Origin of the sequence: Lentzea sp. NPDC020367 (genome assembly GCF_044387305.1) — a bacterium.
In the GTDB taxonomy this organism is placed as follows: domain Bacteria; phylum Actinomycetota; class Actinomycetes; order Mycobacteriales; family Pseudonocardiaceae; genus Lentzea.
The window spans coordinates 481,633-494,510 of the sequence record NZ_JBIRVV010000001.1 but is presented as its reverse complement, the minus strand read 5'-3'; the positions used below and the strand labels follow the sequence as shown (position 1 = coordinate 494,510).

Below are 12,878 nucleotides of genomic sequence, written 5' to 3'. Positions count from 1 at the left end.
CAATGAGAGCCCGGCGTTTTTGGCATTGGACGTCATGGATCGGCCGGGCCAGGCTGGGTGCATGACCAAGGTGACCTGCGATCTCTCGATCTCCCTCGACGGCTACGCGGCGGGGCTCGGCCAGACCGAGGACCGGCCGTTCGGGGACGACGGCGGCGACGGCTGGGGCAGCGAGCTCCACGCGTGGATGGAGGACCCCGCCGAGCAGCGGTGGCAGCTGGACCGTCTCGCCGAGACGAAGGCATTCATCATGGGGCGCAACATGTTCGGCCCGGTCCGCGGCTCGTGGGACCGCCCGTGGAACGGCTGGTGGGGCGACAACCCTCCCTATCACGGGCCGGTCTTCGTGCTCACCCACCACGCGCGCGAGCCGCAGCCGATGGAGGGCGGCACGACGTTCCACTTCGTGACCGAGGGCATCGCGGCGGCGTTCAAACTCGCCCGCGAGACGGCCGGGAACGGCAACATCTCCATCCACGGCGGCGCGTCCACGATCAACCAGTACCTGACCGCGGGCCTGATCGACGAGCTGCGGCTGCGGATCGTGCCGATCACGCTCGGCGCCGGCACGCGGTTGTTCGACGGCGTTCCCGGACTGAACCTGGAGCAGGTCGACTCCCGCGCGGGTACGGCGTTCACGCATGTGACGTATCGGGTCGTGCGCTGATTGGCGTCTTGATCGCTCCACAACGTCACGCCAAGGTGAGGAAGGTTCAGCTACCTGAACACCTCGGAAGCCGACGGCGTCAGACGAGGAGCACGAATGCGGAAACGCAAGATCGTCGCTTTGCTAGCCCTGCTGCCTCTGGCCCTGCCCACGCCCGCGACCGCCCAGCCGAACGGCACGGTCGTCTCCGGGCAGGCCAGGTTCCAGATCCTCTCCCCCACCCTCATCCGGTCCGAGTTCGCCGGGAACGGCACCTTTGAGAACCAGGCCACTTACAACGTTGTAAACCGCACGATCCCGCGCACGGCCTACACGTCACGCGTGCAGGACGGGTGGCTGACCATCACCACCGCGGCTCTGACCCTGCGCTACCGCGTGGACTCCGGGCCGTTCCGCGCGGACAACGTGGAGATCAAGACGGCCGGCACGACCGCGTCCCCGTGGCGGCGGGTGGTCTGTGCGACCGGGCAGCTGTGCGAGGCCGAGGACGCGCAGCGCGAGGGCCTGCTGGTGGCGGCGGATCACGCCGGGAGCACCGGCGCCGGCTTCGCCGCCGGGTTCTCGTACACCAACAACGGGATCACGGCGACGGTGCGCGCTTCGGCCGCGGGCCGGCACCGGGTCGTCGTGAAGTACGCGAACGGTCAGGGCGGCGACGGCAAGCACGAGAACCGCACGCTCCGGCTCGGCGTGGATGGGCAGGCTCCTCGCCAGATCACGCTGCCGGCGACCGCGAACTGGGACACCTGGCAGCAGGTATCCACGGACGTCGACCTGTCGGCGGGCGAGCACCGCGTCTCGCTGACGCGGGGCGCGGCCGATTCGGGCAACGTCAACGTCGACAGCCTCGCTCTGCTCACTCCTGATCAGGCCTATCCGAGCGTCAGGGCCGTCGACGACTGCCGGTTCGGCACGAGCTGTGAAGCCGAGAACGGCGTGCTGAGCGGCGCGGCCAAGATCGCGGTCGAGCACGCCGGGTTCGCCGGCACGGGGTTCGTCGCCGAACTGGTCGGCGGCACGCGGCTGAGCCAGCGCGTCTCCAGCGTGCCGGCGGCGGGCACGTATCCGGTGACCCTGCGCTATGCCAACGGTGTCGGTGGCGACGGCAAGCACGAACCGCGGACCGTGCTGCTCAACGGGCAGGCGATCACGCTGCCCACGACGGCGAACTGGGCGACGTGGGGCACGGCGACGGCGCAGGTTTCGTTGCCCGCGGGCACTTCCGACCTCGCGGTCACGTGCCCGGCCACCGGCTGCCACGTCAACCTGGACACCCTCGGGATCAACACGTCGACGCAGCACCTCGCGCTGGGCGGGTACCGGCGTTCGCTCGACGGCTACAACGGCGACAACGGCGCCCCGCAGCTCACTCCGGGCCTGATGTACCGCGACGGCTGGTACCTGCTGGACGACACGACTTCCGCTCTGCGCAACGGAACCTCACGAGCGGACCGGGGCGCGCTGCCGTACCAGGACGGGTACGTGTTCGGGTACGGCCAGGACTACAAGGCGGCGCTCGGTGACCTCGCGACGCTGACCGGCGGCCCGAAGCTGTTGCCGAGCTGGGCCTACGGCGTCTGGTACTCGGAGTACATCGACCGGACGGCCGCGGACTTCCGCGACCGGATCCTGCCCGCGTTCCGGCAGCACGGTGTGCCGCTGGACGTCCTGGTGGTGGACACCGACTTCAAGGCCGGCAACACCTGGAACGGCTGGCAGATGGACCGGGCCAAGTTCCCCGACCCGCAGGGGTTCCTGGACTGGGCGCACTCCGAAGGCCTGCACAGCACGTTGAACATCCACCCGAGCATCCAGGGCAGCGACCCGGACTTCGCGCGCGCCCAGGCGACCGCGAAGGGCAAGCTGGCCAAGGGTTCCTGCGCGGACTGCTACCTGTTCGACTGGGCCGATCCCGACCAGCTGCGCGCCTACCTGGACCTGCACAAGTCCATGCCCACCGACTTCTGGTGGCTCGACTGGTGCTGCGACGGCTCGGGTTCGTCGTTGCGCGGCGTCACGCCGGACACGTGGATCAACGAGCAGTACTCGAAGATCGGCTCGTTCGCGTTCTCGCGCGGCTTCGGGTCGTTGCAGGCCGGTGGCTACAGCGGGTCCGGTCCGTTGCCGACCGGGCCGTGGGCGGAGAAGCGCACGACGTTGCACTTCACCGGTGACACGTCGTCCACGTGGGGCACGTTGAAGGGGACGATCGGCTACACCTCGGCCGAGGGCGTGGCTACCGGGATGTCCAACATCAGCCACGACATCGGTGGTCACAACGACACCACCGGCCTGCGCGGCTCGGAGCAGTACCTGGACAACGGCCAGCTCCGCTACACCACGAAGATGCCGGACGACATGTACGCGCGATGGGTGCAGCTGGGCGCGTTCCAGCCGATCACGCGGCTGCACAGCAACCACAGCGACCGGTTGCCGTGGCAGTACGGCCAGGCCGCGCAGGCGTCGGCGACGAAGTTCCTGAACCTGCGGGAACGACTGGTGCCGTACATCTACTCGGTGGCCGAGCAGGCGTCGCGAACCGGTGTGCCGCTGGTGCGTCCGGCCTGGCTGGAGTACCCGGGCAGCCCGGAGGCGTACTCCACGGTGGACAGCCAGTTCCTGCTCGGGCCGGATCTGCTGGTCGCCCCGATCACCACGCCCGGTTCCGTCGGTGAGACGCGGGTCTGGTTCCCGCCCGGCCAGTGGACCGACTACTTCACCGGGAAGGTCTACCAGGGCAACACCTGGGCGACGGTGAGCGCGGGCCTGGACACCATGCCGGTGTTCCTGCGCGCGGGCGGAATGCTGGTCGAGCGCAGCAACGACGTCGCCAACGACGCCAAGAACACGGCCTCCGCGCTGACCGTGCACGTCACGGCCGGGGCGAAGGGCGAGTTCACGCTGTACGAGGACGGCGGGCGCACGCGGATCATCCAGCGCGGCGACACGATCGTCGTGTTGTCCGGCAAGGTGTCCAAACGGGACTGGAAGTTCGTCGTGCACAAGGCGGACGGGACCAGCCACGTGGTGCAGGCGCGCAACTCGCCCGCGGTGGTCAGTCTTCGGGCACCCAGGTGAGCAGTCTGACCTTCGCGACGGTGCGCACGTGCTTGCGCATCGCCGCGGCGGCCTTCTTCGCGTCCCCCGCGGCGATGGCCTCGTAGATCGCGGTGTGCTGCGCCAGTGACCGGGACGGGCGCCCCGGCTGGCGCAGCGACTCGGTGCGGCTCTCGGTGATCTGCTCGGCGATGGTCTTCATGAACTCGGCGAGCAGCGAGCTGTGCGCGGCGGCGGTGACGGCGGCGTGGAAGCGGCGATCCCCTTCCACGCCGTTGTCGCCGGCGGCGATCTCGTCGCGCATGTAGTCCAGCGCCGCGCTGATCGTCTCCAGCTCCGCGTCGGTGCGGCGTTCGGCGGCGAGTTCGGCGAGCTTGGTCTCCAGGGCCTCGCGGGCCTCCAGCACCTCGGGGAGGCGCTTGCGGCGTTCGACGAGCTGCTCGACCGGTTCGACGTCGAGGGTGTCGCGCACCAGGTACGTGCCGCCGCCGTGCCGTGCCTCGACCAGGCCCTGGACCTCCAGGACCACGATCGCCTGCTTGACCGACGCGCGGCTCACACCGAGGCTCGCCGCGAGGTCGCGTTCGGCGGGCAGCCTGTCCCCCGCGCTCAGCCCGGCCTCGACCACGTGCGCGCGCAGGCGTTCGAGCACCTGCTCGTACAGGCGGGACTTGACCATGGGCCGCAGTGCCTCGGACATCATCCCAGGATAACCGGTCAAGTGGCTCAGCCACTAGGCCACCTCTTGACAGCTGCTGGACAGTGGGCGGAAAGTGGCTGAACCACTTGGCCACTGAGCCAGGCCATCCACCCGGACAGCCCCAACGACGGGAGCCCTGCATGTCCGCCGAACTGATCTCGATACTCGTGCTGGTCGTGGTGTTCGTCATCGCCACGACCAGGTCGATCAACATGGGTGCGCTCGCCTTCGCCGCGGCCTTCGGGGTCGGCACGCTGGTGGCGGACATGAAGACCGACGACATCTTCAAAGGCTTCCCCGGCTCGTTGTTCGTCGTGCTGGTCGGGGTGACGTTCCTGTTCGCCATCGCCCGCGCCAACGGCACCACGGACTGGCTGGTGCACATGGCGATCCGCCTGGTCGGCGGGCGGATCGCGTTGATGCCGTGGGTGATGTTCGCGATCACCGGCGTGCTGACGGCGATCGGCGCGGTGAGCCCGGCCGCGGTCGCCATCGTGGCGCCGATCGCGATGGGGTTCGCCGCCAAGTACAAGATCAGCCCGCTGCTGATGGGCGTGATGGTCGTGCACGGCGCGCAGGCCGGCGGCTTCTCCCCCATCAGCATCTACGGCACGATCGTCAACGGCATCGTGGCCAAGGAGGGCCTGCCGGGCAACGAGATCGTGCTGTTCCTGGCCAGCCTCGTGGTGAACCTGCTGATCGCCGTCGTGGTGTTCGTGGTGCTGGGCGGCATGAAACTGGCACGGCAGCCGCTGGACGCGCCCGCATTGGCCCGCACCGGCGGTGGCGACGACAGCCTCGGTGGCGGAGTCGGCGACGGCAACGAGGACGAGGCGGACGAGCGCGTCACCCTGACCGCGCCCCGCATCGCCACCCTGCTCGGACTGGCCGCGCTCGTCGTGGCGGCGCTGGTGTTCGACCTCGACGTCGGCCTCGCCGCGATCACGGTCGCCGTGCTGCTCAGCGTGGTGTGGCCGGAGACGTCCAAGGAGGCGATCACCCAGATCACGTGGCCGACCGTGCTGCTGATCTGCGGCATCCTCACCTACGTCGCCGTCCTGCAGACCATGGGCACGATCAAGTGGGCGGGCGACTCCGTCGCGGGTGTCGGCGCTCCCCTGCTCGCGGCCCTGCTGATCTGCTACATCGGTGCGATCGTGTCCGCGTTCGCGTCGTCGGTCGGCATCATGGGCGCGCTGATCCCGCTGGCCGTGCCGTTCCTGTTGCAGGGCGAGGTCAGCGCGATCGGCCTGATCGCGGCGCTGGCGGTGTCGGCGACCGTGGTCGACGTGAGTCCGTTCTCCACCAACGGCGCCCTGGTTCTGGCCGGCGCGCAGGACGTCGACCGCGACAAGTTCTTCAAGCAGCTGATGGTCTACGGCGGGATCATGGTCGCGGCAGCGCCGCCGCTGGTCTGGCTCGCCCTCGTCGTCCCGGGAATCTGGTGAGTCGATGTTCGCCCTGAAGTCAGACCGCGTCGCCCTCCGCTTCGGCGACCGCACCCTCACCCACGCCGAACTGGCCGCCTGCGCCGGACCGTTGGCACAGCAGCTGTCCGGCCTGCCTCGGGTGGCCGTGTGGGCGACGCCCTCGATGGAGACGTGTGTCGCGGTGGTCGCGGCCCTGCTCGCCGGGGTGCCCGCCGTGCCGCTCAACCCGAAGGTCGGCGAACGCGAACTCGCCCACATCGTGGCCGACAGCGCGCCCGCCCTGGTGCTGGCGGCTCCCGGCACGGGGCTTCCCGCCGGGCTGGACTCGGTGCCGCGCCGCGACGTCACGCTCGACGGCGGCTCGTTCGAGCCGTTCGCCGAGCCCGGCGACGAGGCTCCGGCGTTGATCGTCTACACCTCGGGCACCACCGGCTCACCCAAGGGCGTCGTGCTGCCGCGCCGGGCCATCGTGTCCACTTTGGACGCGGTGGCGGAGGCCTGGGAGTGGACTTCTGCCGACGTGCTGGTGCACGCCCTGCCGTTGTTCCACGTGCACGGGCTGATCCTCGGCGTGCTCGGCCCGTTGCGACGCGGTGGCACGCTGCACCACCTCGGCAAGTTCTCCACCGACGGCGTGGTGGCGGCGTTGGACGGCGACGGCACGATGATGTTCGGCGTTCCGACGATGTACCACCGCATCGCGGAAGAGGTCGGCGGTGATCTGTTGCTCGCCAACGCGTTGAGCGGCGCGCGGTTGCTGGTGTCGGGTTCGGCGGCGTTGCCCGTGCGCGACCACGAGCGGATCGCCGCCGCGACCGGGCAACGGGTGGTCGAGCGGTACGGCATGACCGAGACACTGATGAACACCAGCGTGCGTGCGGACGGCGACCGCAGGCCGGGTGCCGTCGGGGTGCCGTTGCCGGGCGTCGAGGTGCGGCTGGTCGACGACGCCGGACTGACGCTGGACGACGTCGGTGCGATCGGCGAGATCCAGGTGCGCGGCCCGAACCTGTTCACCGAGTACCTGAACCGCCCCGACGCGACCGCCGAGGCGTTCGCGGACGGCTGGTTCCGCACCGGCGACGTGGGCACGCGCGACGAGGACGGCTACTTCCGCATCGTCGGGCGCAAGGCCACGGACATCATCAAGAGCGGCGGCTACAAGATCGGCGCGGGCGAGATCGAGAACGCCCTGCTGGAACACCCCGGCGTGAAGGAGGTCGCGGTGACGGGCGAGCCCGACGACGACCTGGGCGAGCGGATCGTCGCCTGGGTCGTGCCCGCCGGGGCCGAGCCCTCCCCCGGCGATCTCGCCGACCACGTGGCGCGCCTGCTCACGCCGCACAAACGGCCTCGGGTGGTGCGGTTCGTGGAGTCGTTGCCGCGCAACGACATGGGCAAGGTGATGAAACGTGCTCTGCGGACGTGAACGCGCCCGGGACGTGATCGGCCGGGTGGCGTCGTCGTTCGCCGAACTGCCGGACGACCTGGGTCTGTCCGAAGTGGATGGACCCCTGGGCTGGCCCGGCTACGGGAATCAGCTCTCGCGAGCGGCCGCCTCCACCGGTGAGCGCGAGTCCGTCGTCTGCGGGGTCGCCGAGATCGGTGGCGTCACGGCCGTGGTGGTGGCGTTCGAGTTCGGCTTCCTCGGCGGCTCGCTGGGCACCCGCACCGGTGCCCGCATCGAGCAGGCCTTCACGCACGCCCGTGAGCGCCGTCTTCCGGTCGTGTCGCTGGTCGCGACCGGGGGCAGCCGCATGCAGGAGGGCACGCTCGCGTTGCTGCAGCTGTCCCGGATCGCCCGGCAGATCACGCTGACCCGCGAGGCCGGGCTGCCGCACGTCGCCGTCCTGCGCGATCCCACGACCGGCGGCGGCTGGGCCACGCTCGGGGCGGGCGCGGACGTCGTGCTGGGGCTGCGGGGCGCGCAGGTCGGGTTCGCCGGGTCGCGGGTGCGGCCGCCGGGGTACTCGGTGACGCAGCAGTTCGCGGCCGGGCTGGTCGACCAGCTCATGCCGGCCGAGGAGTTGCCCGGCCGGCTGGAACGCTGGCTGCGGCTGCTCACCATGTCCGGAGGCGGGCCTGCTCCCGTGCCCCCGGCGCTGGGCCAGGAAACGTTGCCGAAGACCGGCTGGGACGCGGTGGTGCGCGCTCGCACAATGGGACGTCCGCGTGCCAAGCAGTACCTCGCGGCCTACTTCGACTGGCACGAGCCCATCAACGGTGATCGCAGCGGTGGCGTGGATCCCGGGGTGTTGTGCGGGTTCGGGCATCGTGACGGCGAGACGATCGCGTACGCGGCGCAGTGCGGCACGGCGACACGGCCGTCCGGGTTCCGCACGGCCGCGCGGCTGGTGCGGCTGGCGGACCGGCTCGGCATCCCGGTGCTGACGCTCGTGGACACCCCCGGCGCGGCCAACGACGCCGGCGCAGAGAAGGCCGGGGTGGGGGCCGCGATCGCCGACATGTTCACCGCGGTCGCGGCGGCGCGGGTGCCGGTGACGACGCTGGTGATCGGCGAGGGCGGGTCCGGTGGCGCGCTGGCGTTCGCCGCGCCGGACCGGATGTGGGTGACACCGGACAGCTACTTCGCGGTGATCTCACCCGAGCTGGCCACCGCGATCCTGAAGCGGGACCCGGCGCAGGCCCGGCAGACGGCGGACCAGTTGCGGTTGCGGCCGCAGGACCTGGTCGAGCTGGGCGTGGCGCAGGGGATCGCCCAGCTCGACCAGACCACTGATCAGGCCACGGCCAGATAGAGGAACGCCAGAAGCGAACTCGGGACGCAGATCGTCACGAGTCCGACCACGCCGTAGAACGGCTCCTTCTTCTGCACCATCGCGCCCATCGCACCTACACCGACGAGCACGGACGCGACCAGCAACACCAACACGACATAAGACATGCGAGATCCTCAGGAGTCAGGGGTACGGAGAGCCGAGAGCAGCCGCAGAAGGCGGTGCCCGGCTCGACCGCTGACCCGAGGTCGTCGCCTCGACGCTCACCCCGCGCGCGACGACCACCCGTGCCCGGACCTGGGGCGGATGTGGTTCGGTCGCTGCCCCGAGCAGTGCCCAGCAGGCGTCGGGGGACGCCGTCGTCAGCACCTGGACGGCCGAGACCGGAGCGTTCAGCCCCGATCCCGGCTGGTCGGAGGAGACTTCGCGCGTGCTCGTGCCGACGAACGCCAGCAGCAGGGCCAGCAGGAGGGCCGGCCACCTCACTGAGCCGCTGCCCGCCTGCGGAGGAAGAACTCGCCGACCGGTTCCACGAACCGCGCCGCGATCGGGCCGATGATCGCCATCAGCAGCACGTACGCGGTGGCGAGCGCGGCTAACTGGTCGCTCACGTGGCCGGACGCGACGGCCAGTCCGGCGATGACGATCGAGAACTCGCCGCGTGCCACCAGTGCGGCACCGGTGCGGGCGCGACCCATCGGCCCGATGCCCTGCCTTCGTGCCGCCCACCAGCCGGTCGCGACCTTCGTCAGGGTGGTGATCACCGCCAGCAGCACCGCCATGCCGAGCACCGGCGGGATCGTGCGCGGGTCGGTGTTGAGGCCGAACACCACGAAGAACATCGCGGCGAACAGGTCGCGCAGCGGTTCCAGCAGGCGGGTGGCGTTCTCGGCGGTGGAGCCGGAGATCGCGATGCCGAGCAGGAACGCGCCGACCGCGGCGGACACCTGCAGTTCCGACGCGATGCCGGCGACGAGCAGCGCGGAGCCGAGGAGCTTGAGCAGGAACACCTCGTGGTCCGGACTGTCCACAATGGCCGAGATGACACGGCCGTACTTCAACGCCACCACCAGGACCACGGTGATCGCGAGCAACGAGATGCCGACGGACGTGAGCCCGCCGACGAAGCTGACGCCCGCGAGCACGGCGGTGAGCACCGGCAGGTAGACGGCCATCGCCAGGTCCTCGAACACCAGCACCGACAGGATCACCGGCGTCTCGCGGTTGCCGAGCCGGCCGAGATCGCCGAGGACCTTGGCGATGATGCCGGACGACGAGATGTAGGTGACGCCCGCCATCGCCAGCGCCCCGACCGGACCCCAGCCGAGCATCAGCGCGACGATCGCGCCGGGGGCGGCGTTGAGCACGATGTCGAGCAGGCCCGCCATCCACGACTTCTTCAAGCCGGTGGTCAGTTCGGACGCCGAGTACTCCAGGCCCAGCAACAACAGCAGCAGCACCACGCCGATCTCGCTGGCGAGGTGCGTGAACTCCTCGATGCCGTGCAACGGGATCAGCCCACCGGACCCGAACGCGAGACCGCCGACGAGGTAGAGCGGGATCGGCGAGATGCCGAATCTCCAGGCGAGGCGGCCGAGCAGGCCCAGTCCGAAGAAGACCGCACCCAGTTGGATCAGGGCGATCGTGGTGTCGTGCACTGGTTCAGCCGCCCGTCAGGATGTCCGCGGCGGTGTCGAGACCGTCCGCGGTGCCGACGACGACCGCGAGATCGCCGTTCTCGAACAGGAAGTCGGGGCCCGGCGACGGATGCGCGTTGCCGGACCGCACGACGGCCACGATCGACGCGCCGGTGCGGGTGCGCAGCGCGGTGTCGCCGAGCGTGCGGGACGAGAACGCGGTGACCGGCAGCTGGCGGGTGGTGATCCCGGTGATGTCGGCGTGCTGCCTGGCCAGTTTCGAGACGAGCTGCGGCGCCCCGAGCAGACCGGCGAGCGTGCCCGCCTCCTCTGGCGTGAGCGGGATCGACGCCGCGGTCGTGTCCGGGTCGTCCTGTTTGGACATGATGAGCTCGAACTTGCCGTCGCGGTAGGAGATCACGCCGATCCGGCGGCCGGAGCGGATGGAGAAGTCCTGCCTGACCCCTATGCCGGGCAGGGGCGTCACTTCGACGTTCACTCGAGTTCCTAGGGTTCGATGAGCCCGGCGCGGATCGCGTACCGGGTGAGTTCGAGGCGGTCCCTGAGCCCGAGTTTCTGCAGCAGGTTGGCCCGGTGCCGCTCGACGGTCTTGACGCTGATCACGAGCATGTCCGCGATCTCCTTGGAGGAGTGGCCCTCCGCGACCAGCTTGAGGATCTCCTCCTCGCGATCGGTGATCGCCTTGGCCGGGAAGCCGCCGCCCTCCTTGGCGCGGTCCAGGTAGTTGCGGATCAGCGAGTTCACCGCGCCGGGGTAGAGGAACGGCTCGCCGCGCATCGCGGAACGGCACGCCTCGACCAGGTCGCGGTCGGCGACGGACTTGAGCACGTACCCCGACGCGCCCGCCTTGAGCGCCTCGAAGAAGTACTGCTCGTTGTCGTACATGGTGAGGATCAGAATCCGCAGGTCCGGGAGGATTCTCGACAGTTCGCGCGCGGCCTGCAGCCCGGTCAGCCGCGGCATGGCGATGTCGAGGATCGCCAGGTCCGGCCGCTCGTTCTTCGCTTTGCTGATCGCCTCGGCACCGTCACCGGCCTCGCCGACGACCTCGAGGTCCGGTTCGTTGTCCAGGATCAGCCGGACGCCGCGCCGGACGAGCGCGTGGTCGTCCGCGAGCAGGATGCGCACGGTCATTCGCTCTCCCCCTTCGCCTTGACGACCAGCCTGACCTCGGTGCCCTGCTTCGCCGGACCGACCGTGAGCTCGGCGCCGACCAGCAGCGCGCGTTCCCGCATGCCCCGGATTCCGGCTCCTTCCTGACTGCTGCCGATCCCCCGGCCGTCGTCGCGCAGGCGCAGCTCCACTTCGGACGGACGGGCGGTGAGGCTCAGCTCGATCTCCTGGGCGTTCGCGTGCCGGACGGTGTTGGTGAGGCCTTCCTGCGCGACGCGGTAGACGACCAGTTCGGTCTCGGCGTCCAGCACGGGCAGGTTCTTGTCGAACGACCGCCGGATCGTGAGTCCCGCCGGGTCGCCGACCTCCCGCGTCAGGGCCTTGAGCGCGCTGACCAGCCCAAGCTCCTCCAGCACCCCGGGGCGCAACCTTCTCGCAATTCGGCGGATCTCGTCGAGCGTGCTGCGGGTCGTCTCCTGCACCTGCAGCAACTCCTCGCGGGTCTCCCGCGGCGACTGGTCCGCGACCCGCTTGAGGTTCAGCAGCACCGCCGTCAACGACTGCCCGACCTCGTCGTGCAGTTCCTGCGCCACCCGGCGGCGTTCGGACTCCTGCGCGGACAGGGCGATCGCCGAGCTGTACCCGCGCTCGGCCTCCAGCCGGTCGATCATGGTGTTGAAGGTGGTGATCAGCTCGGCGATCTCGCCGTGCCCCGTCGCCTGCAGCCGCGGCCCGGGCTTGAGCAGGTCGATCGTGGTCATCGCGCGGGTGAGCCGCCCCAGCGGCGCCAGTCCCACCCGGATCAGCACGGCGTTCGCGATAAGCATCACGACCAGCCCGGCCGCCAGCACCACCACCTCGCGCAACGGCGCCGGCGTCGACACCGTGGCGGGCCCGAACACCAGCAGGGCGGCCGCCATCACCAGGACCAGGGCGTTGAGCAGGAAGATCCGCCCGAACAACGACACGCGCGCCGCCTCTCCGTGATCACTCCCCGCCACGCCTGCGAGGCTGACTGGCGAGGGCGCCACGTGTCCATCCGTGGCAACACCCATGTTCGCGGGGCGGCAGCAGGTGCGCCGGTCGGCGAGGTGGGGGCGGGGCGGAGGTGGGGATGGTCACGCCGGGCGAAGTGACGCGGGCCGCACGCAGCGGGTGCGGGCGTGCGCGGGAGCGTGGGGTGGCCGGGTGGTGCGGGCGGAGGGCGGGCGACGCAGGCAAACGCGGAAGGCGATGGCAGGGCGGAGGCGAAGGGCGGAGGCGAAGGGCGTGGCTGAGTGGTGCGGGCGGAACGCGAGAGCGCAGGCGGAACGCGAGAGCGCAGGCGGAACGCGAGAGCGCAGGCGGAACGCGAGAGCGCAGGCGGCACTCCGCGACCGTCACCTGGAGCGGGTAGCGACACCCACGCCCAGCGCCCACCACCGCCCTGGGCCACCGCCAGGTTGAGTGCCGTGACGGATCGCCAGCCCCCAGGTCACTGACGCATCGTGGAACCCGACGCCCTCAACCCCCAGC

Annotated in this window: 12 protein-coding genes; 5 read left to right on the top strand and 7 right to left on the bottom strand. The window is 70.3% G+C overall.

The window, feature by feature from the left end; translation table 11 throughout:
* Positions 1–61 precede the first annotated feature (61 nt).
* Positions 62–667, top strand: coding sequence for a dihydrofolate reductase family protein (locus ACH413_RS02175; RefSeq protein WP_360029789.1), 606 nt, complete (start codon positions 62–64; stop codon positions 665–667).
* Between the two features lie 96 nt (positions 668–763).
* Complete coding sequence (locus tag ACH413_RS02170; RefSeq protein WP_360029788.1) at positions 764–3,745, top strand: TIM-barrel domain-containing protein; 2,982 nt, start codon at positions 764–766, stop codon at positions 3,743–3,745.
* Here ACH413_RS02170 and ACH413_RS02165 read toward each other — a convergent pair.
* Positions 3,723–4,424, bottom strand: a complete 702-nt coding sequence (locus ACH413_RS02165) for a FadR/GntR family transcriptional regulator (protein WP_360029787.1) — start codon at positions 4,422–4,424, stop codon at positions 3,723–3,725. The two genes, ACH413_RS02170 and ACH413_RS02165, sit on opposite strands and share 23 nt — an antisense overlap.
* Before the next feature lie 140 nt (positions 4,425–4,564).
* On the opposite strand from ACH413_RS02165, the gene ACH413_RS02160 reads away from it, so the two are divergent.
* From ACH413_RS02160 to ACH413_RS02150, 3 genes are read left to right on the top strand one after another with little or no spacing between them, the layout of a single operon-like run.
* On the top strand, positions 4,565–5,872 hold the full coding sequence (locus ACH413_RS02160; protein WP_360029786.1) for an SLC13 family permease: 1,308 nt from the start codon (positions 4,565–4,567) through the stop codon (positions 5,870–5,872).
* 4 nt (positions 5,873–5,876) lie between these two features.
* Positions 5,877–7,283, top strand: coding sequence for an acyl-CoA synthetase (locus ACH413_RS02155; RefSeq protein ID WP_360029785.1), 1,407 nt, complete (start codon positions 5,877–5,879; stop codon positions 7,281–7,283).
* Complete coding sequence (locus ACH413_RS02150; RefSeq protein WP_360029784.1) at positions 7,267–8,613, top strand: carboxyl transferase domain-containing protein; 1,347 nt, start codon at positions 7,267–7,269, stop codon at positions 8,611–8,613. The genes ACH413_RS02155 and ACH413_RS02150 overlap by 17 nt, the downstream gene beginning before the upstream one ends.
* Here ACH413_RS02150 and ACH413_RS02145 read toward each other — a convergent pair.
* Genes ACH413_RS02145 through ACH413_RS02120 form a run of 6 tightly spaced genes read right to left on the bottom strand, consistent with a single transcriptional unit; the run spans position 8,595 to position 12,364 of the window.
* Positions 8,595–8,759, bottom strand: a complete 165-nt coding sequence (locus ACH413_RS02145) for a hypothetical protein (protein WP_360029783.1) — start codon at positions 8,757–8,759, stop codon at positions 8,595–8,597. The genes ACH413_RS02150 and ACH413_RS02145 overlap by 19 nt on opposite strands.
* A 16-nt stretch (positions 8,760–8,775) precedes the next feature.
* The gene (locus ACH413_RS02140) at positions 8,776–9,078 is read right to left on the bottom strand and encodes a hypothetical protein (protein ID WP_360029782.1); all 303 of its coding nucleotides are present in this window, start codon (positions 9,076–9,078) and stop codon (positions 8,776–8,778) included.
* On the bottom strand, positions 9,075–10,250 hold the full coding sequence (locus tag ACH413_RS02135) for a cation:proton antiporter (RefSeq protein ID WP_360029781.1): 1,176 nt from the start codon (positions 10,248–10,250) through the stop codon (positions 9,075–9,077). Before ACH413_RS02135 ends, ACH413_RS02140 begins: the two co-directional genes overlap by 4 nt.
* A gap of 4 nt (positions 10,251–10,254) precedes the next feature.
* Positions 10,255–10,728 carry a TrkA C-terminal domain-containing protein gene (locus ACH413_RS02130; RefSeq protein ID WP_360029780.1) on the bottom strand — a complete coding sequence of 158 codons (474 nt, stop codon included), beginning with the start codon at positions 10,726–10,728 and terminating at the stop codon, positions 10,255–10,257.
* 8 nt (positions 10,729–10,736) lie between these two features.
* A complete protein-coding gene (locus tag ACH413_RS02125; protein ID WP_360029779.1) occupies positions 10,737–11,384 on the bottom strand; it encodes a response regulator transcription factor in 648 nt (215 codons plus the stop codon).
* Positions 11,381–12,364, bottom strand: coding sequence for a HAMP domain-containing sensor histidine kinase (locus ACH413_RS02120; protein WP_360029778.1), 984 nt, complete (start codon positions 12,362–12,364; stop codon positions 11,381–11,383). Before ACH413_RS02120 ends, ACH413_RS02125 begins: the two co-directional genes overlap by 4 nt.
* Between the last annotated feature and the right edge of the window lie 514 nt (positions 12,365–12,878).

What these genes read in the sequence shown, in the direction of transcription:
- ACH413_RS02170 (WP_360029788.1), top strand. Translation starts at nt 764, where the DNA reads ATGCGGAAACGCAAGATCGTCGCTTTGCTAGCCCTGCTGCCTCTGGCC.
- ACH413_RS02155 (WP_360029785.1), top strand. Translation starts at nt 5,877, where the DNA reads ATGTTCGCCCTGAAGTCAGACCGCGTCGCCCTCCGCTTCGGCGACCGC.
- ACH413_RS02175 (WP_360029789.1), top strand. Translation starts at nt 62, where the DNA reads ATGACCAAGGTGACCTGCGATCTCTCGATCTCCCTCGACGGCTACGCG.
- ACH413_RS02145 (WP_360029783.1), bottom strand. Translation starts at nt 8,759, where the DNA reads ATGTCTTATGTCGTGTTGGTGTTGCTGGTCGCGTCCGTGCTCGTCGGT.
- ACH413_RS02165 (WP_360029787.1), bottom strand. Translation starts at nt 4,424, where the DNA reads ATGTCCGAGGCACTGCGGCCCATGGTCAAGTCCCGCCTGTACGAGCAG.
- ACH413_RS02125 (WP_360029779.1), bottom strand. Translation starts at nt 11,384, where the DNA reads ATGACCGTGCGCATCCTGCTCGCGGACGACCACGCGCTCGTCCGGCGC.
- ACH413_RS02160 (WP_360029786.1), top strand. Translation starts at nt 4,565, where the DNA reads ATGTCCGCCGAACTGATCTCGATACTCGTGCTGGTCGTGGTGTTCGTC.